23 protein-coding genes are annotated in these 24,266 nt (G+C 47.0%); 14 read left to right on the top strand and 9 right to left on the bottom strand.

The window, feature by feature from the left end; all coding sequences use genetic code 11:
- The first annotated feature begins 295 nt into the window (after positions 1-295).
- The 5 genes from Q5866_RS06860 (at position 296) to Q5866_RS06840 (ending at position 8,089) form a co-directional block, all read left to right on the top strand.
- Complete coding sequence (locus tag Q5866_RS06860; protein ID WP_303179680.1) at positions 296-3,616, top strand: SusC/RagA family TonB-linked outer membrane protein; 3,321 nt, start codon at positions 296-298, stop codon at positions 3,614-3,616.
- Between the two features lie 2 nt (positions 3,617-3,618).
- Entirely contained in the window at positions 3,619-5,142 is a 1,524-nt protein-coding gene (locus Q5866_RS06855) for a RagB/SusD family nutrient uptake outer membrane protein (protein ID WP_303179678.1), read from the top strand.
- Between the two features lie 7 nt (positions 5,143-5,149).
- Complete coding sequence (locus tag Q5866_RS06850) at positions 5,150-5,764, top strand: fasciclin domain-containing protein (RefSeq protein WP_303179676.1); 615 nt, start codon at positions 5,150-5,152, stop codon at positions 5,762-5,764.
- A 10-nt stretch (positions 5,765-5,774) separates the two neighbouring features.
- Positions 5,775-6,185 (top strand): hypothetical protein, encoded by a 411-nt coding sequence (locus tag Q5866_RS06845; RefSeq protein ID WP_292265975.1) that lies wholly within the window; start codon positions 5,775-5,777, stop codon positions 6,183-6,185.
- Positions 6,186-7,246: 1,061 nt separating this feature from the next.
- On the top strand, positions 7,247-8,089 hold the full coding sequence (locus Q5866_RS06840; RefSeq protein WP_292265979.1) for an aldo/keto reductase: 843 nt from the start codon (positions 7,247-7,249) through the stop codon (positions 8,087-8,089).
- A gap of 142 nt (positions 8,090-8,231) precedes the next feature.
- On the opposite strand, the gene rsgA is transcribed toward Q5866_RS06840, so the two are convergent.
- The 8 genes from rsgA to Q5866_RS06800 form a co-directional block, all read right to left on the bottom strand.
- Complete coding sequence (gene rsgA, locus Q5866_RS06835) at positions 8,232-9,242, bottom strand: ribosome small subunit-dependent GTPase A (protein WP_303179674.1); 1,011 nt, start codon at positions 9,240-9,242, stop codon at positions 8,232-8,234.
- Complete coding sequence (locus Q5866_RS06830; protein WP_303179672.1) at positions 9,239-10,018, bottom strand: class I SAM-dependent methyltransferase; 780 nt, start codon at positions 10,016-10,018, stop codon at positions 9,239-9,241. Before Q5866_RS06830 ends, rsgA begins: the two co-directional genes overlap by 4 nt.
- A gap of 346 nt (positions 10,019-10,364) precedes the next feature.
- A complete protein-coding gene (locus Q5866_RS06825; protein ID WP_303179670.1) occupies positions 10,365-11,291 on the bottom strand; it encodes a DUF1848 domain-containing protein in 927 nt (308 codons plus the stop codon).
- Between the two features lie 67 nt (positions 11,292-11,358).
- Positions 11,359-11,994, bottom strand: a complete 636-nt coding sequence (locus Q5866_RS06820) for a flavodoxin family protein (RefSeq protein ID WP_303179669.1) — start codon at positions 11,992-11,994, stop codon at positions 11,359-11,361.
- A 58-nt stretch (positions 11,995-12,052) separates the two neighbouring features.
- Positions 12,053-12,946 (bottom strand): DUF4261 domain-containing protein, encoded by an 894-nt coding sequence (locus Q5866_RS06815; RefSeq protein WP_303179667.1) that lies wholly within the window; start codon positions 12,944-12,946, stop codon positions 12,053-12,055.
- 74 nt (positions 12,947-13,020) lie between these two features.
- Positions 13,021-13,563: an RNA polymerase sigma factor gene (locus Q5866_RS06810; RefSeq protein WP_303179665.1), complete on the bottom strand. Its 543-nt coding sequence runs from the start codon at positions 13,561-13,563 to the stop codon at positions 13,021-13,023.
- A gap of 23 nt (positions 13,564-13,586) precedes the next feature.
- The gene (locus tag Q5866_RS06805) at positions 13,587-13,928 is read right to left on the bottom strand and encodes a hypothetical protein (RefSeq protein WP_303179663.1); all 342 of its coding nucleotides are present in this window, start codon (positions 13,926-13,928) and stop codon (positions 13,587-13,589) included.
- A gap of 52 nt (positions 13,929-13,980) precedes the next feature.
- Positions 13,981-14,127: a hypothetical protein gene (locus Q5866_RS06800; RefSeq protein WP_176555142.1), complete on the bottom strand. Its 147-nt coding sequence runs from the start codon at positions 14,125-14,127 to the stop codon at positions 13,981-13,983.
- Between the two features lie 159 nt (positions 14,128-14,286).
- On the opposite strand from Q5866_RS06800, the gene Q5866_RS06795 reads away from it, so the two are divergent.
- The 4 genes from Q5866_RS06795 (at position 14,287) to Q5866_RS06780 (ending at position 17,737) form a co-directional block, all read left to right on the top strand.
- On the top strand, positions 14,287-15,552 hold the full coding sequence (locus Q5866_RS06795; RefSeq protein ID WP_303179660.1) for a uracil-xanthine permease family protein: 1,266 nt from the start codon (positions 14,287-14,289) through the stop codon (positions 15,550-15,552).
- Positions 15,553-15,588: 36 nt separating this feature from the next.
- Complete coding sequence (locus Q5866_RS06790) at positions 15,589-16,311, top strand: MBL fold metallo-hydrolase (RefSeq protein ID WP_303179658.1); 723 nt, start codon at positions 15,589-15,591, stop codon at positions 16,309-16,311.
- Between the two features lie 66 nt (positions 16,312-16,377).
- A complete protein-coding gene (locus Q5866_RS06785) occupies positions 16,378-16,752 on the top strand; it encodes a VOC family protein (protein WP_099293854.1) in 375 nt (124 codons plus the stop codon).
- A gap of 76 nt (positions 16,753-16,828) precedes the next feature.
- Positions 16,829-17,737 (top strand): Rpn family recombination-promoting nuclease/putative transposase, encoded by a 909-nt coding sequence (locus tag Q5866_RS06780; RefSeq protein ID WP_186978431.1) that lies wholly within the window; start codon positions 16,829-16,831, stop codon positions 17,735-17,737.
- A 322-nt stretch (positions 17,738-18,059) separates the two neighbouring features.
- Here Q5866_RS06780 and Q5866_RS06775 read toward each other — a convergent pair whose 3' ends face one another.
- The gene (locus Q5866_RS06775) at positions 18,060-18,965 is read right to left on the bottom strand and encodes an AraC family transcriptional regulator (RefSeq protein ID WP_186978430.1); all 906 of its coding nucleotides are present in this window, start codon (positions 18,963-18,965) and stop codon (positions 18,060-18,062) included.
- A 161-nt stretch (positions 18,966-19,126) separates the two neighbouring features.
- Between Q5866_RS06775 and Q5866_RS06770 the strand changes: the two genes are divergently transcribed.
- The 5 genes from Q5866_RS06770 to Q5866_RS06750 form a co-directional block, all read left to right on the top strand.
- Entirely contained in the window at positions 19,127-20,383 is a 1,257-nt protein-coding gene (locus Q5866_RS06770; RefSeq protein ID WP_303179655.1) for a TolC family protein, read from the top strand.
- Positions 20,384-20,414: 31 nt separating this feature from the next.
- Entirely contained in the window at positions 20,415-21,305 is an 891-nt protein-coding gene (locus Q5866_RS06765) for an HlyD family secretion protein (protein WP_303179654.1), read from the top strand.
- A gap of 2 nt (positions 21,306-21,307) precedes the next feature.
- Complete coding sequence (locus Q5866_RS06760) at positions 21,308-22,768, top strand: ATP-binding cassette domain-containing protein (protein ID WP_303179652.1); 1,461 nt, start codon at positions 21,308-21,310, stop codon at positions 22,766-22,768.
- A gap of 10 nt (positions 22,769-22,778) precedes the next feature.
- Complete coding sequence (locus tag Q5866_RS06755) at positions 22,779-23,879, top strand: ABC transporter permease (protein WP_303179650.1); 1,101 nt, start codon at positions 22,779-22,781, stop codon at positions 23,877-23,879.
- A gap of 15 nt (positions 23,880-23,894) precedes the next feature.
- A partial coding sequence (locus tag Q5866_RS06750; RefSeq protein WP_368502020.1) for an ABC transporter permease occupies positions 23,895-24,266 on the top strand: 372 nt, incomplete at its 3' end.

Genomic DNA, 24,266 nt, shown 5'->3' with positions numbered 1-24,266 from the left:
GTTTAATGTTAAGAACGACAAGCTATGGATTTATATGACTTCCTTTTAATCTTTTACATGCTCGAAACACCCTTGAATTTTCTTGGAATGTTTCTTCCTGTTTTTGTAACGGGGAAGTATGTTCCCCCGTGAAGACTTTATAAAGAACCGGAATATAATCTAACACTAACACCCCAATAATCCAAGGAATACACGTTGATAGCGTGTAGATACAAAGTGAGGATTGTCACGTCCGCAAAAACTTAACAATCCTCTCGTCAGTTACCTGTTTAATAGTAAACTAACAATCAAAGTTATGAAAAAAAAATCGAAGAAAAAAACTAACGCGGGAAAGCTTTTATTAAAGCCTAAATCGCGAGAAGGTCGGCAAGTTCATCACTTGTTTTTAACTGTAATAGCATTACTGTTACTGAGCAACTTGCCCTTTTTCACGTTCGCGGGAAACACGCGGGATTCAATCCCCAATTATCCCGTGAAAGGGAAGGTGATAGATGAAAAAGGCATACCCCTTCCGGGGGTCACTATCTTGTTAGACAGTACATCCGTGGGTACGGTCACGAGAGTTGACGGGACGTTCTCGTTCACGCTCCCAAAGGCAAAAGGAACACTAGTATTCTCTTTTATCGGGTACGAGAGCGTGAAGAAAAACTTCGCGAGCGGTCAAACGCTAACTGTAACACTCAAAGAAAAAGTTTCTAAACTGGATGAAGTTACCGTGATAGCCTACGGTACGCAAAACAAGAGGGACGTGATCGGGGCGATGTCAACCGTCAAAGCCTCGGATATTAAAGATATTCCCTCTCCCTCGATCGCGAATTTATTGCAGGGGCGAGTGGCAGGGATGAACGTCACGAACATGACGGGGGCACCGGGTGGCGGTGGAACATCAATCACGATCCGGGGATTTAACAGTTTGAGTATCGAGAGTACCCGGCGGGGTAGCGAACCCCTGTGGGTGGTGGACGGTGTACCCTTGTTGTCATTTACTTCTCCCATTACAGGCTCGAACACGTTGGCGGATATTGACCCTTCCACGATTGAAAGCGTGCAGGTGCTGAAAGACGCAGCTTCCGCTTCCATTTACGGTTCCCGTGCCGCGAATGGAGTTATTCTCGTGACAACAAAAAAGGGAGGTTTGAATCAAAGTGCTAAATTCAGCGTGAACGTGTCACAAACGTATTCTTTCAACCCCAAGCTTCCCGAACTAACGGGAGGAAAGGCGGAAAGAAGACTTCGTTTAGCCGCACTCAATAATTTCGCGCAAGCGTATTACAATCCCGAAACAAACACGTACCAATACGTTGATAATTATTATGAATCTTATAATGAAGGGTTAGATTACAATTATTTTTGGAATCAAGGTTATGGCACGAACGTGCCGATCTACCAAGACAGCTTGAACCCGTTCTATAACAATTCCACGAACCTTTTCAAGTACTACTTTAGAACGGGAAAGGTCACGGACGCGAATATACAGTTAAGCAAAGGATACAGTACTTTCTCTTATAACATAGGTTTGGGGTATTACACGGAAAAGGGTGTTTTAAAGAACACGGGTTTTAACCGGGTAAATTTGATCGGTAATTTCAACATCCGTCCCTTTGACAAGCTGGAGGCTAATTTCAGGATGTATATCGCTCGAACGGGACGAGATCGCTCGTCATACGATATGCTCGTGAGCGGTTTTAGTCAGGGGGTGGAGTTGGAACAAATCCCCGGGGAAATACTTGAATATTCTACCGTGTTCCCCGGTCCCGGCACGAAAGCTTTTCAAGAAGCAGTCAAGCGGTATGACGAGATCAAGGAGAAAAACGAAGCCTACCGGCTTAGAGGTTCTTTTGACTTGAGTTACGAGATAGTGAAAGGTTTGACGCTAAAATCCTCCGTTGCGGCGGATATATCCCTTCAATATCAAAACCTGTTCATGCCGTCCAACTTGGACGAATATAACGAAACTTATTCCAACGGGCAGCATAACCGGACACAAATGCTTCTGAATGAAAATTTAATCACTTACAAGCGTGGTTTCCGTGACAAACACAACATTGATCTACTCGCGGGGTTATCGTACCAGATGGATCAGAAAGACGATATAGGCGGGTGGGGAAAAGCCGCGCCGTCTAACTTGATCCGGTATGTACCGTGGGCGGGTAACGCTTACGATACCGAGAACAAGCGGCAACTGAAAGATTTCATGACAAGCATGGAACGTAGCACGCTCATGGGAATTTTCGGGCGGGTAAACTACAATTACTTGCAAAAGTATCTGTTTTTATTCACGTTCAGGCGGGACGGTAGTTCCAAATTCGGGAGAAATGTACGTTGGGGTAGTTTCCCGTCCATCGCTTTAGGTTGGACTGTATCGGATGAAAAATTCATGGACTGGAGCCGCGGGGTGTTGGATTATTGCAAACTACGTGCCAGTTGGGGTAAATCGGGGCGACAATTCGACCAACCTTACATCGCTTTAGGTCTGCTAGAAGCCAGTGACCCGTTTCTCGGCTACCCGACCGTGCTACCCGATTTTGGATTGGGACTAATAAATCAAGGTTTGACATGGGAGAAAACAGATCAATACGATTTAGGTATCGACATGGATTTGTTTAATCATCGTCTTGCCGTGACTCTGGATTATTATTACAGGTACACCGATAAATTGTTGTATATTGTTGCTTTACCGGGGAACTATTCCGGTTATGCCCTACAATGGCAAAACGCCTATTGTATCAGCAATCAAGGCGTGGAACTGGATGTCAAATGGAACGTGTTGCGCCGTGAAAATTTCAACTGGAATCTAGAATTTAACATCGCCCGTAACTGGAACAGGTTGGAAAAAAGCCAAGACGAGAGAGATTTTACAAATTACTCTTCTCCCGATAATCTAAATATCATCGGCAAACCCCTGAACGGGATTTACGCCTATCAAACCGCGGGATATTATCAAGACGATAAAGACGTGCCTCGTGATTTCATAGCGGGAAAAGACACCCCCCTCGGAACGGGGCAACAATTCTATCGTGCCGGGGATCGTGTTGTACTTGATAACAGCGGGGACGGGCGAATCAATTACGATGATCGAGTTTTCTGTGGTTCCCCGCTTCCTCTCGCGTCAGGCGGTATTATTAGCACGTTAAACTATAAAGGATTTGACGTGAATCTTCTATTCAATTACGTGATTGGAAGACATATTTTAAACCAAGGCACCGGGGCATCCGTGGGGACAATCCCAAGTAAAAACGTGGGAGAGATAGCCAAGCCCGTTTTCGCCGATATAAAGAATATCAGTTTTTGGCAAAAACCGGGAGATAACACCGATTATCCAGTGAACCGACCGGAGTTTGGATTGAATAATTTTGGCACGGCGATAGAAGCTAACGTTCAAGATGTTAGCTATATCAAGCTAAAGACTCTGACAATTGGCTACACGTTACCCCAACGCGTGAGAAAATTTATCGGGTTTGGTGTACGGGTATTCGCGACGGGTGAAAATCTTTTCACGATTACCAATTATAAAGGGGCTGACCCGGAAAGCGTGGATACCGTGACGGGTATTGACGGGCTTGGAAATTACCCCTTGTCAACAAGATTAACATTTGGATTAACCTTAAACCTATAAGCATGAAATCAATTCTTTATATATTCTTCCCGTTCGTGTTTATCTTGAACTCCTGTTCCGATAGCTTTTTAACGGAAGAGCCGGAAATTTCGGTCACGAACAATAATTTTTGGAAAACCGACCGGGATTTTGAAGCCGCCACGATGGGCATGCACTCTCTTCTTAGATCCGCACAGGGTAATGTTATGGTCCAATACCGGGATCGAGGACTAATATTTGATAACCTCGCTTCTTGGCAGAACCCGTGTAACAATGAACTCTCCCGGTCATGGGGTATGATTAGCGGCAATTTGGATTGGCAACCGGAGTACAGGGTTATCGCTTTCGCGAATGAAATTATTTACAATCTAAAAAAGGGGAACCTCGCGGAAGAAAGGTATAATTATTACATGGGGCAAGCCCTCGTGTTAAGGGCTTACATGTACTTTTACGTGTTACGTGTATGGGGAGATGCACCCTTGATCTTAAATTCAGAGGACACGGGGGAAATAGGACGGACGGCGTGGCAGGAGATCGCCGGGCAATGTATAACGGATTTACGGGAAGCGGCAAGGTTGTTACCTCATGCGGACGGGCTAAAAGACGTGAATGGCGAAACGATCACGAGCAAACAAATCGCTTCACGGGGGACTGCTCACGCTATACTGGCTCATCTTTACGCTTGGAAAGCGACACTGAATAAAGAACCGGAACTGAATCAACTCGCGCTAGCGGAGTGCGACACGGTATTATCTTACAAGTACTATCAATTGGCGGGAAATATTCATGACGTTTGCGAAACGGTGATGCTTGGCAATAGTAGCGAGGGAATTTTTGAACTGGATTACAGGGATACCGATTTCGATTTCGTGACATCCGGTTCACGGTTGGCGGGTTTTTGTCAGTCATTCCCGATTGTTCCCCTTTCTACCCCACAGACCAAACGAAGGAATCTAAGAATAAATAACACGACGGTTTACGCGCTTTACCCGGACGCGAACGACGATCGACGGAAAGAATACTTTTATGAACTGGATTATTACAACTCGCAAAGCACCTCGATCACGCAAGGGGCGGCATACATTCAAAAGTTGCGGCATTATACCACGCATACCGACGGGATACAGGTGGGGCGTATAAAAAGTTATCTCGATAACGAGATCATCATTCGTCTTGCCGACATTATTTTGTTGCGTGCGGAATTGAAAGAAAAAACGGGTGACAGAATAGGCGCGGAGGCGGATTTGAATGTTATTCGTCAAAGAGCCAATACCAGCGTTTACGATGAAAGCGAAGGCAGCCTGAGAGAAGCCATTCAAGACGAGAGGGACAGGGAATTGTTTCTTGAAGGTATTAACACGAGGTATTTCGACATGGTGAGAAACGGTATGTTCCGGGAGAAACTGAGAGGCAAATTTAAAACCTTGACAGATCAAGACGTGGCGGACGGGGCTTTATTTCTTCCCGTCGGTTCTATCGCGTTTAGCAACAACACCCGCATGATACAAACTACATACTGGAAAAGAAACGGTTATCCACATAAATAACAAAGCTATGAAAAACGTATTACTTGTATTAACTATTGCCTCGCTAATGGTATGTTGTGATAAAGATAATTATATAGATTTCGGCATACACGAGCGAAAGCACGATTGCACGGTTTGGGAGTATTTTCAAACCGACCACGCGAATTGGGATTCCCTTGTCGTGATGATCAAACACGCGAACATGATAGGATATTTTGACGGGACGAACAAAGACGAGATTACTATTTTCGCCCCGACCAATCATTCAATTAATCAATATCTATTTCAGACGCTTGGTGATGATTGGGAACGTTTGTACGAGAAGATAACGGATATTCCCGCCGACGAGTGCCGTGAAATGCTTTTCTCGTACATGATACGCGGGAAAAAGTTTTTGGAGGACTTTGAGCACGAGGTGAAAGGTACTCTAACGGGCGGGACAATGGTGCAAGCCTTGTCGGGTATAGATTTAAGGGTGTACAGGATTACCTCTTCCTTTTACGATATTCCTGACATCGGGGCGGAAAAGTTGGCGTTTCAAGCCCCGGAAGGTTATATAGGTACGGTTGCCTCGTGCAATATCGAGATGAACAACGGGGTGGTTCACTCGCTTGACGCGACCTGTATGTTTACAAAATTATAAAATCAGAACCATGAAAACAGTTATATTATCATTATTTATTCTTCTTTTGGCTATCGGTTGTCAAAAGGATATCGCTATCGGGTACTTGAACGTGGCGAACGCCATGTATTCGCCTGATTCGCTCGTGGTGAAAGCAAAATTGGACGAGGAAGAGGACGCGTATCAAATCGAGCATAAAATACCGTGGCAATCGAACGCGATGGACGGCGTGGAAGGTACATTACCTATTTACTTTCAGATATGGAGCATTAACGGGGAACAACCGGAAATCATGAATCAATTCACGATAAAGCCCACGGGGGTGATTGAACTCCCGTGTAATCATACAGTTCCAAACGGGCGGTATGTTTTAAGCGTCAAGATCAAGAACCAAGATCATGACTACATGATTGATTCAGCCTTCACGGTTATCGTGGAATAATGACTAGAAGCACGCTATATTGCATCAGGTTGAAAATATTTTTAGACATTTTTTTGTTTATGAGATAATTATTTTCCATCTTTGCAATAAGGAACGCTACGCGTTCCGTTATGTTGATAGCGTGCAATTATGCACTGTGAGCAGAAACTAGCAACTTCTTATGGAACACGGTGATTGCAACGCCTTCGCACTCGATTACGTATAGTATATATATAGTCGGGTCGAGGCTTGCTTTTCGTTTCCAAGGTTTGCTAGACCTCTGCTGCGAAGAGCAGTCCGATCCGATTTTATAAATCTCCCGGATTGCTGATATACAGCGCCGGGATTTTTATTCCGGTGCTAACCTGAAAGCAGCCGGAAACGCACACGAGGGGATACGCCTTCCTCTTTTACACATTAGTTACAACCCGGCTGTTTTCTTTAGAAATGTGATGGATGAGTTATATACTTGATCGCGGGTATTTGAACTTAGGACAACTTGATCTGATGATTATAATAATTGGTAGTTTACAAAAAATTAGATCAAAAACAGAGGGGGAACCCGCGCTCCCCCTGTCAAGAAACTTAATGGCGAGGGAAATTTTAGCTCCTTCTCGCTTTAAGTCCATTCCAGAAGCTGCCCCTCTCCCGGGGGCGGCTTCATTTCTTGTTCAGCGATAAAGATAATTCTTTTTCCAAAATATGATGGATTGATTGCAGGGCAAACACAGGGCAAATGCGTCAAGACGCTTTTCGTCCGGTTCATAATGAGCTTTTCGCTCCTAAAGTTTATAAAGTTCATAAAGTAACGGGCGTCCTTCGGACAAGGTTTACCGGCAGCCATGCTGCCGTGGACAAAGCGCCCGCTAGGGTCCATAAACCTTATGAACTTTATAGACTTTATAAACTTTTAACTAAAAGGGCGAAAAGCCTTTTAGTCAAATGTATAGCAATGCCCTAGTGAAACGGCGGAGATCTGTAATAATGGTTACAAAACAAGTAATCGGTATACCGGCTTTTCGCATGTGACGGGTTACCTTTGTAACCGGTAATATTTTATTAATCATTAAACAGGTACAATTATGGAATACGTGAAACTGAACAATGGCGTGGAAATGCCGATCTTGGGTTACGGGGTTTATCAAGTGACCCCGGAGGAGTGCGAGCGTTGTGTGTCGGATGCTATCGCCGCAGGGTACCGTTCTATTGATACGGCACAGGCTTACTATAACGAGGAGGGAGTGGGGAATGCCATTCGTGCATGTGGCGTGCCCCGTGAAGAGCTGTTTATTACCACGAAAGTATGGATTTCGAACTCCGGGTACGAGAGGGCGAAGGCATCTATTGACGAGTCTTTGCGGAAGCTGCGGACGGATTATGTAGACTTGTTGCTGATTCATCAGCCGTTCGGGGATTATTATGGAACTTACCGGGCTATGGAGGAAGCTTATAAAGCGGGAAAAACACGAGCCATTGGCGTCAGCAATTTCTATCCTGATCGGTTTGTTGATTTGGCGGAGTTCTTTGAGGTTAAGCCTGTCGTGAATCAAGTGGAAACGCACGTGTTCAATCAACAGGTGAAGCTATTGGAGATTATGAAGGAGTACGGGACACGGGTGATGTCGTGGGGACCGTTTGCCGAGGGGCGGAATGATTTTTTCACGAACGAAACGTTGGGAACGATCGGAGCCAAGTACGGCAAGTCGGTGGCACAGGTTGCTTTGCGATTTTTGATACAGCGTGGTATTATCGTGATCCCGAAGTCCACTCACCGGGAAAGAATGGAGGAGAATTTCAACGTGTTCGATTTCGAGTTGACAGGGGAGGATATGACGGCTATCGGGTTGTTGGACAAGGGTGAAAGTCTGTTCTTCTCGCATTATGATCCGGAAACGGTTCGATTCCTGATAAATATAGGCAAGTAAGGTTGCCCGTCAAGTCCGTTCATTTATTTCCGTGTTCCCGGGTGAAGCGAAAGATCTCTTGCCAATAGTGGCTTTTAGGAGAGCTTTCGCTTTGCTCCCGGGGTACAAACGGGACTTTCGGGGCAACCTCTTGAAGCCGAGATCAGCGATTCTCTTTCCGCTTCTTTACCTCGTCCACGAGTTTTGAAAAGGTTTTGTCTTTTTTACGCTTTTCGTGCTCGGAAGTAGAGAAATGCCATGCTTCTCGCCGGAGTTTCATGTAGCTTTTGTATACCTCGATATCTAATATACCGTTGTTTATTGCTTCCAGAACTGCGCAGCCGGGTTCATTCGTGTGCGTGCAATCCTTGAAACGACACGATTCGGCATAGTCCGAAATGTCCAGCATTTCCGCTAAAGAATCGGGATTGTCAATTGCTAACCCGAATTCCCGAACGCCGGGTGTGTCAATCAGTATGCCCGAGCCGTCCAGCAATAGCATTTCTCGGCGTGTGGACGTGTGGCGTCCTTTTCCGGTGGATTGGCTTACGTCGGACGTGAGCAATACCGATTTCTCGCTAAGGGCGTTAATCAAGGAACTTTTCCCGACTCCCGAAGAGCCGACAAATACCACTGTTTCGCCTTCCTTTATGGATTCCCGTAACCGGAGTATAGTTTCGGGATGATGAATGCTCGTGAAAAACACGGGCATCCGGCAGGCGCTGTGCTTCAACGCTTCTTTCACTTCCCGTCTGTCAAAACCTAAATCGGCTTTGTTGAGTACCAGCACGGGTTTGATGTTTTCTTCCAGTATTTGAATCATGAAGCGTTCAACCCTGCGGAGGTTGAAGTTATCGTCAAGACTCTGCACGATAAATGCCTTGTCAACATGTGCGGCAATGGCTTGTTTGTCGGCGACTGTCCCGACTTTCTTGCGATACAGAGTTCGTTCGCGGGGTAACATATCGACGATTATTCCTTTGTTTTCATCGAACGGTTGGAAAATTACCCAATCACCCGTGCAAGGCAGTTCAAAGTCCGATTTGCCGAACATCATGTTTCCCGTTAGTTCACATTGGAACATCCCGTTTTCGGAAATCACTTCATAACAAGTGCGGTGTACGATAGCCACTCGCCCGCGTGGCAGAGTGGCGTAAGTATTTAGATTATTCATTGTTTTATTTTTTTCGCGATGTAAAATACATAACCGTAGAATTCTTTATACTTGCGGTATAGTTCCTCTTCGTGGCGCGAGGAGGAGATGAGTTCTTCGGCGGTTTTATTTCCCGGGTATTTGGCCGTGAATTTTTCTCTTGCTTTTACCAGTGGGGCATAATAATGATCTGTCCAGCAAGTTGTAGGCAGAATGAAGGAGGCGACGAGAAGATACCCGGCTTTCTGTATTCGGGCTACTTGATTGGGTATCGTGTCTATCTCCGGGTAGGCTTCCATCCAGAAATCGTGAATTTCTGCCGGGCGTTCTTCGGTAAACCATGCGCTTTCGGAAACGGCGATGTATCCCCCTGTTTTCAAATATTTGCGCCACTCGTTCAGTCCTCGTTCAAACCCGATGTTATAGATAGCTCCTTCCGACCAGATTAAGTCCAGTTCTTCCTCTCTGAAAGGAAGGTTGTCCATCGAGCCGACGATTCCTTTTACTCGATGCTGAAGATTCAATTTTCCGGCGTTATGGTTGAACCGGTCAATGAATCCCGGGAAGAAGTCAAGACCTGTAATGTGTCCCGGGGCGTGCTGAGCCAATACCATTGTCTGACCACCCGTGCCGCAACCCAAATCGGCGATGCGGGATTGGTCGGAAAGATTGTCTATAAAGCCCAGCGCTTTAAGGGTTGCTTCGGGACTTCCGGGTCCTTGACGTTCTGTACTTAGGAAATATTCGCAGATTAAATTGAAATCGAATTCGTGAATTGTTTTATTTTCGTTACTCATTTTCTTAACGTATACGGTATACAAGCGAAAGCATAATTAATGCTGTCATTATTGTATACGGGTTAAAAACTTAATTAATACAATAGATAATATACTCGAATGGAATTACTCGAGAATAAACGAAGGGGACAACCTGTACGGGAAATACAGATTGTTTACAATACCAAATCCGAAATAATAAATAAACTATTAAACATCAAATAATTTTTAGTGTTACAAATATACGCAGAATTTAGGTTCGTTGCAAGCTAAAACTGTAATAAAATGGAAATATAACGCGGAAACGAGTGTTTCGCCCGTGCTGGGGAAGGGGTGTCGGGATTGTGACCGGATTTGAAGAGAGGCGTTAAAATAACGTGGGGTCGCTTCGCAGGCTTTTCATTTCCCGCTCTTTTATCACGTCGTCTTCCAGAACGTGTCCGACGAGTTTGGGCGAATGTTTGTCGTGCCGTTCCGTGTTGCGTGACAGTTTCCCTTTGCCCGTGTTGGCGTAACAGTATATGCAACCGTTGAGGCAGGAGTCATATGTGCCGATGTCAATGCTCTCGATACATTGGCATATATCCCGTTGATTCTTGTCCTTTCTTGCCGTGATCGGGTAACCGATAATCCTTTCTATCAGTTCTTTGTCGATGCACATTCCGGCGGGAATGCCCATGTCCCGAAGATCGACTTTCACGGTACACGTGTCGAGGTGTATCGTGTCGGGGATTGTCTGCACGAAAGAGGCTGCCATTTCCCGGATTTCTTCCATGGATAGGGGGTGAATGTTATGTCGCGTGACGGCTTGCCGGACGTGGGTGTAGTGATCGATAAAGCCGAGCATGCATCTTTCCGTGTGGTCTTTCAGTCGCGAGGCGATAAATGCGAATGCTTCTTCGTGGAATCGCGTGTTATACTTGGAGTTCGTCAATATGGGATCGTACCGCCATATCACTTTTTCTTTGCCGATCTTTTCGGCAAGGCGTTTGAACGTGTCGATTCTCCGTTCCAAGGTGGGAAGGTTTCCTTCAATCTCTTTCCCGTAAGGGTTGAGCGTGAATTGGAAATAATACTTGAAATCCTTTAAGGCGTCCAGTTTATCGAGCATCGGGACGGCATTCTTCGTCCAGAAAACCATACAGTCGACGACATCCGGCGTGAGCCGTACTTGGCTGATCTGTTTCGGGTTAAAAGGGTTTGGAACGAGTATGTACCCTTCCTTTACCCGGTTGATGAACCATTCCGAGTAAAAAGAGGGGATGTCTGTTCTTCTGCTGGCACTGATGAGCATGTAGTAAAATTACTATTTCAACTCCTCCTCTATAAACAGAGGGAGAGCTAGTTACTCTCTATTCTTTTTAGCGGATGAAATTAGTCATAATTTTACTCTCCCCTTCGGGTGGAGTGAGCGTGTCTTTCGTCTGTTCTTTCATTTTCATCAACCAAGCCATATTTTTCCCCAGTGTTCGCATGATTTGTAGCCCTTCGTTGTCTTGAATGATTTCTCCGGCTTTCAACCCGTGGATAATATTCCAGTAATTGGAGGTCGGCACGAGCATTTCGGAATACGTGAGGTAATGATTCAGCCCGTCCAGCGTGGCAGAACCGCCCGAACGGCGAACGGCAACGATGGCAGCCCCTACTTTATGGCGGAACCAATTACCGTTTGCCCCGGCAACGTAAAAGGCGCGGTCGAGGAAGCATTTCATTGTTCCGGCGATACCAGAATAATGAACGGGAGAACCGAGAATCAGCCCGTCGACATCTTTTATCTTTTGTAGCAAGTCGTTGAGCGTGTCTGTGGTAATGACGCATCGTTCGTTATGATTCTTGAAGCACATATTGCATCCCATGCAACCGTGTATCTTCTGGCTTCCGACTTGAAGTATTTCAAATTCGATGTTTTCTTTCTTTAGTTCCTCCCCGATGACTTTCAGGGCTTGAAACGTGTTGCCTTGCGGGTGCGGACTCCCGTTAATTGCGATTACTTTCATTTGTTCGTGTTTTTGTTGTTCGTGAGTCTTTTTACGTGTGTTGTCGGTAAATGTTGGGTTATTCTCTGCCTCCCGAGGCATATTCGCCCGGGCATATATCCATGACTTCCCGTTCGGGTTGGATTAATGCCGATTCATGTTGGCATTTCCATCGGATTTCAGCATCCATTTTTTGCTCGTTGAGTCCGGCTATCGTTTCATCGTCTTGGATCGGGTTGTTTTTGGTAAAGATGTAAGCGGCCACGTTATAGGCGTGGTCTACCACGGCATTGGGGTCAAGTTCATGGAAATGGTATTGAACGTCGGGAAGACCGATGGCATACAAGCCGAGCGAGTCGACCAACATATCGTTTGTTCCCTGAATGTTGAAGAACCGGACATTTATCCCGAAATGGAGAAACCGACACTCTTCGTTCCACGGGTTATCCAGCACTTGTTCCCGGGTGAGTAGTTTGCCGCTTGAAGGAACCCATACGGCGATACAATCCGGAAATAGTTCAAGCGTTGTTTCTAGCCAGCCTGTCAATAGTTCGCAGCGTTCTTTATATTCCAGCCCCGAGGCGAGGAAGTCAGAAAGCATGAGTTTGTATTTGCAGGTCGCCAGTATTTCTTCGTTGTTCGGGCAATCCCATAATTGACTGCGTTGCATCTGGTCGATCGTGCCTGCGTCGAAATTTTCAAAGTCGGACATGAGTACTTGCGCGGGTACTTTCTGATTGTCCTTGTATTCTACAAGGAATTTCCACACGGCGAAAGTCGATAATGATTCTTTCACGTCTGCCACGATGTCTGTTTTCCCGAAGCGGGCATTTAAAGCTTCTTGTATTACTTTGCCTTGCGGACGATTTTCCCTCTCCTTGAATAACAGATGGATTTGGAATATGTGCTGAAATTCTCCTTTTGTATCTAAATTTTGTTTGAACACTTCGTTCTTGTTTTCTGCCGTACTCATATATCGTGAATGTTTGTCAATACTTGTTTGACAAACATACATCTTTTTGCGGAAGATTCATAGCTTTTGTCGCTTTAGTCGTTCAACAACTCTTTGTATAGTTCGTACAGGTTGTCCCGCAGGTAGAGTACGGCGTATCTTTTTCGGGATATGAGAGTGTTGACCGGGATTCCGGTCGACGCAGAGATTTCTTTAAAGGAAAAGCCTTGTAGTTCGGTTAGTTCGAATACGGTGCGTTGTTCCTCGGGGAGTTCCGCCAAAGCCTTGTCCAGCTCCTCCCACACGAGGGTGCGGGTGTATTCTTTCTCGGGAGAGGTATCCGAATTGAACAGGTATTCGGATACCTCTTTTAATAGTAAGTGTTCTTCGTATTCCCCGTCTGGGGTTGTCAGTTTTTCTTCCTTGTATTTTCGGCTCCTGTCGATGATTAGGTTGCGGGTGACGGAGTACAGCCACGACGAAATCTGCTCGATGGGATGAGCCACGGGGTCTGTTTGAAGGAGTTTGTAGAACACGTCCTGCAAGATATCTTCTCGGTCTTCTTTGCCGGAAACCCGTTTGGCTATGAAACCTTTTAGTTGCGACTGGTGTTTCTTGAAGATTGTCGATATGTCCATTTCGGAAAAGGGTATATATCTGTTCAAACTTGTTCTTGCCCGCCGGTTTGTTCTTTTTTGCCGAAAAAGCGGTCATTGAATAATTCATGATGTTCCTCGAAACGTTGACGGATGAAATCCTTGCGTTCTTCCGGTGACATGTTTTTGAATTTTTCCCGGAAAAGATGAGGATGCTCGCCGTGCGGCATCCCGAATCCGTGGTGCCCGAAACCGTGACGACCGAAGCCCCCGAAAAATAGCCTGCTCAGGATGAAGAGTCCGAGGGCTTGCCAGTAGCTGATGGCAGACCAACCGATGATAGAGGGAATCAGCCAGTTCCACAGCAGCATGATGATGGCCGGAATAGCGGCGAGGGCAAAGAGCATAAACAGCACGTGTAAGCCTTTTCTGTGTTTATTGTTTTTCATGGTATTCGATTTAATAGGTTGTATAAATGTAATATATTTTCGTGAAGTCCTGTAAAAAGTGGACGGATAAAGTGAGTAGGGCGATGACGCCAAGCGTGACGATAAACGGTATCACCGCCCTTACTTCCCGGATTATTACTTTATTATGGTTTCTCATGTTCGTTTCTTTTTTTATAGTTACTCTCGGATTGCAATCCTTTCTATTGTTATAGACGAACGAGAGGAAAGAATATTTTAAAATAAGTCATCTTTTTTTCGTGAAAGGTGTAAAATCTCTTGTAATGTACTATTTTTACACGTGTAAATACGAGATGAGATGAAATACGAATTGAATGATAAACCGGGGCTGTTGCCCATGTTGATGTACGGGTTGCAATGGTGGATCGTTTCTCTGCCTTGCGTGGTGATCATGGGAATTATCGTTTCGAAGCTGCATTACACGGACGTGGCGGAACAGACTTTCTACCTGCAAAAGTTGTTCGGGATCATGGGCGTGGCGATGGTCGTGCAAGTGTTGTGGGGGCATCGGTTGCCGTTGGTTATCGGTCCGGCATCCGTGTTGTTGATTGGGATTCTTGCTACTGTTTCAGCGGGAATTTCCGCCATATACACGGGGATTCTGGTCGGGGGACTGGTGTTGACGGTATTGGCGTACAGTGGTTGGTTGGGAAAATTACAGTTTATTTTCACGCCTCGCGTTGTCACGGTCATTCTGATATTGATTGCTTTCACGTTGACTCCCGTTATTTTGAACCTTGTCATGGGAGATACGGCGCACGGGTTGTTCAATTTGTTTTTCACGTTGCTCATCGTGTTTGCGTTGGTTATCGGGAATAAGTTTTTACGGGGGATATGGAAGTCTACCACGGTGTTGTGGGGGATAGCCGGAGGGGCGCTGGTGTATTATCTGGTGAATGGTTTTCCCGTGTTACCCTCGACGGGGGCAGAAAGCCAAGTATCTCTGTTTAATTTTTCACTGGATTTCGAGGCGGGGACGATATTTTCGTTTTTGTTCTGTTACGTGGCACTTATCGTGAACGAGTTGGGTTCAATTCAAGCCGTGGGATATATGTTGCAAGCCGATAACCTGAATAAACGTACAACCCGGGGCGTGGGGGTTGTCGGGCTCACTAACGTGTTGTCGGGATTGTTCGGGGTGATCGGTCCCGTGGATTATTCCATGAGCCCGGGAGTGATCGCTGCCACGGGGTGTGCCTCTCGCTATACCTTGATTCCGGCGGGTATCGGTTTGATAGCGTGTGCTTTTTTCCCGGCTGTGGTCGGGTTGTTGGTAACGTTGCCGGGGGTGGTCATGGGGGCGATATTGCTTTACTTGATGGCGACGCAGTTGGCGGCGGGGATGCAAATGTTGGTACGTGAACGGGCGATCACGGATTTCGATAGCGGCGTGGTAGTCGGCTTGCCCCTGATGGTGGCGTTGTTGCTGTCTTTCGCTCCCTCGGAAGTGGTGAATCTTATACCTTCTTTGTTTCGCCCGATCGTGGGAAACGGTTTCGTGATGGGAGTCGTGTCCGTGTTGATTCTGGAGCATCTGATCTTTAGAAAGAGCAAACCTGCGTAAGGGGCGTGACGTATACACGGGAAAAAGAGGATTTGTATGAAAGGAATTTATATCTATCATAGCGGGTTTGCCCTTTTGGACGAGGGTGTTACCGTGATTATCGATTATTATAAGGATTCGGCAAATCCGCCGTTGACGGGTGTCGTGCACGGGGAGTTGTTGGGACGTCCGGGTAAACTCTATGTTTTGGCATCCCATGTTCATGCCGATCATTTTAACCCGGATGTGTTGACTTGGAAACATTCACGACCTGATATTCAATATATTTTCTCTAAAGATATTCTTGAAGTGGGACATGTCGGTTTATGGGATGCCTGTTATATCGAGAAGGGTAACGTGTGGACAGACGGGATACTGGAAATAGAGGCGTTCGGTTCCACGGATGCCGGGATTTCATTCTTGCTGCGCTTACGCGGGAAGACGGTTTTTCATGCCGGGGATTTGAATAATTGGCATTGGAAAGAAGAGGCGACCGGGGAAGAGGTGCGGGAAGCGGAAAGTGCGTATCTGGCTGAACTCGATACGCTCGTGCGGAGAACGGATAGCATGGATTTGGTTATGTTTCCTGTCGATCCCCGTTTGGGGGAGGACTATATGTTGGGGGCGAAGCAATTTATAGATCGGTTCCGCGTGGGAACGTTTGTTCCGATGCATTTTGACGACGTTTACGATAAAGCGAATGCTTTCCGGGAATATGCCGGGGAACGAGGCGTTCGTTTCGTGAGTTTGGAGTATAAAGGAGAGGAGTTTATGATTTAAGATTGGGCGATTTACGATTGCCGATTCTGTGATTGTATGAATTTTTAAATTTAAAATTGTTGTGCTATGGAGATTAAAAGTCGATTTGACCATTTCAATTTTAACGTGCTTGATTTGAACAGAAGCATTCGTTTTTACGAGAAAGCCTTGGGATTAAAGGAAGTCCGCCGGATGGAAGCCAAAGACGGTTCCTTTATTTTAGTGTATATGGGTGAGGAAAAGACCGGGTTCCTGTTGGAATTGACGTGGATGCGGGATCGGAAAGAACCCTACGACTTGGGAGAGGGGGAATTTCACCTTTGTATGCGTGTTCCCGGCGATTATGATGAAGTACGGGCGTACCACAAGCAAATGGATTGCGTGTGCTACGAGAATACTGATATGGGGCTTTATTTTATTGCTGATCCTGACGGGTATTGGATCGAGATACTGCCGGAATAAGATTTTGTGATGATTCAACCGGAAGTCTGTAAAAATTGTTATCTTTGTTCTATTGGATAATAAAAACAGATTCGTTATGAGATACTTGAATCCTAAGGCAGACCTGACTTTTAAACGGGTGTTCGGCGAGCATCCCGATTTGGTGATGAGTTTACTCAACGCTTTGCTTCCGCTTGCTCCCGGTCAAGATATTACCGATATCGAGTATTTGCCCGCGGAGATGGTGCCGGAGAATCCTTTGCGTAAGAACAGTATCGTGGATGTACGTTGCAAGGATCAGCAGGGACGGCAGTTTATCGTGGAAATGCAGATGATTTGGTCTCCCGAGTTCAAGTTGCGGGTGTTGTTTAATGCTTCAAAGGCTTACGTGCGACAAATGGATAGTGGTGAGAACTATCATTTATTGCAACCCGTGTATTCATTGAATCTGGTAAATGAAATTTTTGAGCCGGACTTGGAAGGGTATTATCACCATTACAAGATGGTTCATGTTGAAAATTCCAATAAGGTGATCGACGGGCTACAGCTTATTTTCGTGGAATTGCCTAAATTTACCCCTCATTCATACGCCGAAAAAAAGATGCAGGTGCTTTGGTTGCGTTATCTGACAGAGATTGACGAGCAAACTCTTGAAGTGCCTGCGGAACTTCTGGAAAATCCGGAAGTGAAAAAAGCGGTGGATGCGCTGGAAAAGTCAGCGTTTACCCCGGCGCAGTTATTAGGTTACGAAAAATTCTGGGATATTATCAGCGTGGAGAAAACGCTGTTTTATAGTGCGGAACAAAGAGGAATAGCCGCTGGATTAGAGAAAGGACTTGCTGAAGGAATAGAGAAAGGGCTTGCAGAGGGGCGTGAAAAAGGACTGACCGAAGGACGCAAAGAGGAAAAGCAAGAGATTGTCAGGAATATGAAATCTCTTGGAATTGCCCCGGAGGTTATTGCTAAAGCCACAGGCTTGATCTTGGAGGATATCGCTGGATTATAATTCTTCTGTAATTATAGGGAACCCCGGTAATATTCATCGAGGTATTTTTGCCTTGAGGTGGAAGAATGGGTATTGTCTGAAATGTATTCCCGTGGAAAAATTGAAATGATCTCGCACGTGAAATAATCGTTCGCCGAGAATTCCGAGTTGTCTTCCCGGGGAAATGCCGGGAAGGTGCTGTTATCATGCCGTTAAGCCGCCTTGTCGGGTTAGCGGCAATTCAAGGGCAGGTTAACGAGGGGGGGGACAGTACTGTATCGCCCGTGTGGTAAGGGGTGAGGAGAGATGGAAAATTTGGTCTTCTTGGAGGATGACGAGGGTATTATACCTCCGTCCGGTATTCTAGGGGCGTTTTTCCCACCATACGCCGGAAGAATTTGCAGAAAAACGAGGCGTTTGGGAAGTTCAAGTCGTTGGCTATCTGGTACACGGGGTTATCACTATGGCGCAACATTAGTTTTGCCTCTTGGATGATAGCTTCATTTATCCATTCCATGATCGTGCGGTTGCTCGCTTGGCGGATCAACGTGCTCAAGTAACGCGGCGTGAGGTACAGGTGGTCGGCATAGAACGCCACGTTGCGCTCGCTGACGGCGTGCTTGTTCACGAGATCGAGAAATCGGTTGAACACTTCTTCTTGACGTGTGCATTTATGTTGATCGGCGGAACGGTTTTTTTCTTGGAAATAAGTAATTTGGTGAAACAGGGTCGATATAAGGCTTTGGACGATCTTTTTCGGGAAAGGGGTGTCATGCACGACATCCCATAGTAGTGAGAATATGTTTTCCAGTCGTTGTTCGTCGGTTGCTTCCAGAGGCAGGCGAAGGTAAAGCCGCCCGTGTAAATAACTCGTCAACAGTTCTTCTTTTTGCCATCCTTCCATGTAGCTATTGGCGAATCCCAGCATAGACAGGTCGCAGTCCGGCGAGAGGTCGCTGAATTGAAGTACCGTGCCGGGTGAAGCGACCACCAGTTGATGTGCCTCTAGCATGACTTCCCGCAGGTTGGCATACACGCGGACATGACCGGAACGGAGGTGCACGATACGTCCTTCCGTCAGCCTGTACGGTTGTCCGGGAACGATAAGCGTGCCTTCCAGACCTTTCAAACCGGTGATCGAGCGCACGAGTCCGAATTCTCCGGAAATGAAACGAGATACGTTACAAGGTTCAATCGGGAATTCATGCACCTGTTTTAAGGCGAGTGCCAGCAATCCTTTTGCTTTCATAGTTTAGAGAATATTTCCCGCAAAGATAATATTTTGTTCTAGTATACCCTGAAATTAATGGAAAATCGAACAAATAGAACATTATTCGAGATGAACAGAACCTTAGAATCGGATATAGAGTATATATCTTTGTCGTAGAAATAATTTTAAATAAATATAACATGATACGTGTGTTTTTTCTTGCACTGTTTGTCGGTTGGGGAACGAATGTTTTCGGGCAACTGACTCTCGACGAGTGCCGGCGGAAGGCTCAGGTCAACTACCCGCTTGCCCGCCAGTACAAGTTGATCGAGTTGTCCGAAAATTACAGTCTGGCAAATGTCGCGAAAGGGAATTTGCCTCAAGTAACCCTTAGTGGCAAAGTTTCTTACCAGAGTGATGTTACTGAATTGCCTGTCGATTTACCCGGGGTTTCTATAAAGTCTTTGCCGAAAGATCAGTATCAGATAATGGTCGAGGTGAAACAGAACATCTGGGACGGAGGGCTTATCCACCACCGGAAGCGGCAGACCGAGGCATCGTCAAACGAGGCAAAGAGTCAGTTGGACGTGAGTATGTACGACTTGAATGAACGGGTCAACCAAGTGTATTTCGCTATTTTGTTGCTGGACGAGCAGTTGGAGCAGAATACCTTGCTGAACGAGGATTTGCAACGTAATTTGAAGAATATCATGGCTTATCGGGATAACGGGATTGCGAACAATGCCGACGTGGATGCCGTGCAGGTGGAGATACTCGATAATCGTCAGCGGCGTGCCGGGTTGGAGGCCAGTCGAAAAGCCTACACGCGTATGTTGTCCTTGCTGATCGGCGAGGAGTTGACGACAGGTACCCGACTCGTTAAGCCCGGTACACCGGCACTGGATACCTCGGGACGTATTAACCGCCCTGAACTTCGTTTGTACGAGGCACAGGAATACACGCTGGATGTCCGTCGGCAATCCTTGAAGACGGGGTATCATCCCCGGCTCGGTCTTTTCGCCCAAGGGGCTTACGGTAATCCGGGGCTGGATATGTTGAAGAATTCCTTTGAACCTTATTATATCGTAGGGGCACGTTTGAGTTGGAATTTTGGTAGCCTGTACACGCTGAAGAACGATAAACGCAAATTGGATACCGAGCGGCAACAAGTACAGAGCAACCGGGATTTGTTCCTTTTTAACACGCGGCTTCAAGTCGCAGAGGAGGACGGGAATATCAGCGCTTTGCGACAACAGATGAAAGACGATAACGAGATCATCCGTCTGCGGACGAATATTCGCGAGGCGGCGGAAGCCAAGGTGGCGAACGGGACGTTGACCGTGACGGAAATGCTGCGCGAATTGACGAACGAGAGCATGGCTCGCCGGAATAAAGCGTTGCACGAGATACAGTTACTCATGGATATGTACCGGCAGAAACATTTGGTGAATGAATAATGAAAATAAAGAATTTAAAAATATGACGTGTATGAAACCATTATATCTTTTTGCATTGGCAACATTAGTAGGCTTATCCGCTTGTCGTACTTCCGGGGAATACGATGCCACCGGAACTTTTGAAGCGACTGAAATCATCGTGTCGGCGGAAGCTAACGGCAAGTTGTTCTTTCTGGACGCGGAGGAGGGAACCCGCCTCACGCGGGGAGCGGAGGTGGGTTTGATAGATACGGTACAACTCTATTTAAAGAAACTGCAACTCTTGGCAAGTATGAAATCGGTCGAGAAACAGCGTCCCGATATTCAGAAGCAGATAGCCGCCACGAGGGAACAGATAGCGACTGCCGAGCGCGAGCGGGCACGGGTGGAGAACCTGTTGAAAGCGAATGCCGCCAATCAAAAGCAGTTGGATGATTGGGATTCGCAACTTTCGGTATTGCAACGGCAATTGGACGCGCAGGTTTCCTCGTTACAAAACAGCACGGCAAGCCTGAACGAGCAGAGTTCCTCGGTGGCGATTCAAGTTGCACAAGTCGAAGACCAGTTACGGAAATGCCATATTCTCGCGCCTATCAGCGGTACGGTGTTGAGTAAATACGCCGAGCCGGGCGAATTGGCAACGACGGGGAAACCGCTTTTCAAGATCGCGGATGTGGGGAATATGTACTTGCGTGCCTATATCACTTCTGCCCAACTTTCAACCGTCAAGCTGGGGGACGAGGTGAAAGTCTTTGCCGATTTCGGCGGGGAGAACCGGAAGGAATACACGGGTACCGTCACGTGGATAGCCGAAGAGGCAGAGTTTACGCCGAAAACGATATTGACCAAGGACGAACGGGCGAACCAAGTGTACGCGGTAAAGATCGCCGTTCGTAACGAGGGGACGATAAAGATCGGTATGTACGGTGAAGTAAAATTCTGATTATGGAATATCTGGTAGAAGTCAGTCACGTCGGTAAACGGTACGGTGAAGTGGAAGCCCTGCGGGATGTTTCCTTCAGCGTGAAGCGGGGGGAAGTGTTCGGGCTTATCGGGCCGGACGGTTCGGGAAAAACCACGCTTTTCCGTGTTCTTACCACTTTATTACTAGCGGACGAGGGGGAGGGGCGTGTCAACGGTTGTGACGTGGTCGGCGACTACCGGGCAATCCGGCGGAGCGTGGGGTATATGCCGGGGAAATTCTCGCTTTACCCGGAATTGACGGTAGAAGAGAATCTGACGTTTTTCGCCACGGTATTTAACACGACCGTTGAAGCCAATTACGACCGGATAAAGGAGATTTACGACCAGATAGCTCCTTTCAAAGACCGTCGGGCGGGGGCTTTGTCGGGCGGGATGAAGCAGAAGCTTGCCTTGTGTTGCGCGTTGATACATGACCCCGCCGTGCTTTTCCTCGACGAGCCTACCACGGGGGTAGACCCCGTGTCGCGCAAGGAGTTTTGGCAGATGCTCCGCCGCTTGCAGGAGCGGGGTGTCACGATAGTGGTGTCGACGCCTTTTATGGACGAGGCGAAGTTGTGCGACCGTATCGCCTTTATACAGGAAGGAAGTATCAAAGGAATCGACACGCCGGAAGTCATCCTGGAACAGTTTAAAGCTATCCTTTGCCCGCTGGGGCTGGAACGGGATATTTCCCGGCAGGAAGAACAGCCTGTTATCCGGGTGGAGAAACTGGTCAAACGGTTTGGAACTTTCACGGCGGTAGACCATATTTCGTTCGAGGTAAAACGAGGTGAAATCTTCGGTTTCCTGGGGGCGAACGGGGCGGGGAAGACTACCGCCATGCGTGTGCTCTGTGGTTTGAGCAAGCCCACGGCAGGGAGAATCGAGGTGATGGGGTACGACGTGAGTACGCGAAGCGAAGATGTGAAAAAACATATCGGCTACATGAGCCAGAAGTTTTCCCTTTACGAGGATTTGAAAGTATGGGAGAACGTGCGCCTTTTCGCTGGTATTTACGGGGTTCCCGAGGGTGAAATAGCACCTCGTACCGAACAGATGTTAAAGCGTATCGGTTTGCACGGGGAGCGGGAAACCTTGGTGAAGCAACTCCCGTTGGGATGGAAACAGCGCTTGGCTTTCTCCGTGTCGATCTTTCATGAACCGCGGGTGGTGTTCCTCGATGAGCCGACCGGTGGGGTTGATCCCGTCACGCGCAGGCAGTTCTGGGAATTGATCTATCAAGCTGCCGATCGGGGTATCACGATTTTCGTCACCACGCATTACATGGACGAGGCGGAGTATTGTGACCGTATTTCCATGATGGTCGACGGACAGATCAAGGCGCTCGACACGCCGGAAGCCTTGAAGGCACGTTATCATGCCAAGGACATGGATGAGGTGTTCCGCCAGTTGGCACGTTATGCAACCCGTTCATCCGATTAATATAGTGATTATGAAACAGTTTATCGCTTTTGTCAAAAAGGAATTTTACTATATCTCGCGGGACAGGCGCACGATGCTTATTCTTGTCGGTATGCCTATCGTGCAGATTATCCTCTTTGGTTTTGCTATCTCTACCGAGGTGAAAAACGTGCAGACGGGAATCCTTACTTCCTCGGTTGACGCCGATACACGGTATATTATCGACTGGATTGACGCCAGTGAGTATTTTACCGTGAAACACGTGGTACATTCCGCGGACGAGCTGAATCGGTTGTTCCGCCGGAACGAGATTGAACTGGGTGTTGTTTTTTCCGCCCAATTGCAACGGCAACGTTTCGATAGCGAAAATATACAGGTTATCGTCGATGCCACTGACCCTAACTTGGCGGTGATGCGCGGCAGTTATGCCGGTGGTGTCATTGCCGGAGTGCGGGTGGAACTCTTGCAAACGGGGATGATACAACCCTCTTTCGTCATACATAACAAGTTGCTGTTCAACCCGCAGATGCGCAGTGCTTATAATTTCGTGCCGGGTGTGATGGGGTTGATTCTGATGCTTATTTGTGCCATGATGACCTCGATCTCGATTGTCCGGGAGAAAGAAACGGGCACCATGGAAATTCTTCTCGTGTCACCCATGAATCCGCTTTTTGTCATTCTTTCAAAAGTGGTACCCTACTTCATGCTTTCGATATTGAACTTGACAACGATCTTGCTGTTATCCGTTTTCGTGCTGGATGTCCCGATAGCGGGAAGTCTTGCCAGCCTGTTAGGTGTGTCGCTATTGTTTATTTTCGTGTCGCTGTCGCTCGGCTTGCTTATATCCAGTATCACTCGCACGCAGGTAGCCGCTATGCTGGCGTCGGGAATGGTGCTGATGATTCCTTCCATTATATTGTCCGGTATCATCTTCCCGATCGAGAGTATGCCCGGAATCTTGCAAGGTATAGCCTGTCTTATCCCGGTGCGCTGGTATGTTGACCTCGTGCGCAAGCTGATGATAGAAGGTGTCCCCTTCGGTTACGTGTGGCAGGAAACCGCCATACTGTTAATTATGGCAGTGATACTGATCGGTATTACCACCCGTTCGTTCAAGAATCGTTTAGAATAAGGAGGAAATGCAATGATACTACGTTACCTTATCGAGAAAGAGTTCAAACAGTTGAAGCGGAATAGTTTTCTACCCCGCCTCATCCTGATATTTCCTTGCGTGATGATGCTCGTGCTGCCTTGGGCGGCAACGTTGGAGATCGAAGACCTGCGTATTGCCGTTGTCGACAATGACCACAGTCCCTCGTCGCGACGGTTGGTACATCGTATCGAGGCGTCCCGTTATTTCAAGTTGACCGAATTATCGCCCGCTTATCGTGAAGGGCTTGACGTTATCGAAAGGGGAAAGGCGGATGTGTTACTGGAAATCCCGCGTGGTTTCGAGAAGGAGCAAGTGAACGGGCGAGCGACCTCGGCTTCGGTCGTTATTAATGCCGTGAACGGCTCG

This window comes from uncultured Butyricimonas sp., from assembly GCF_959596855.1.
Classification (GTDB): domain Bacteria; phylum Bacteroidota; class Bacteroidia; order Bacteroidales; family Marinifilaceae; genus Butyricimonas; species Butyricimonas muris.
This window is presented reverse-complemented; position numbering and strand designations above follow the sequence as displayed.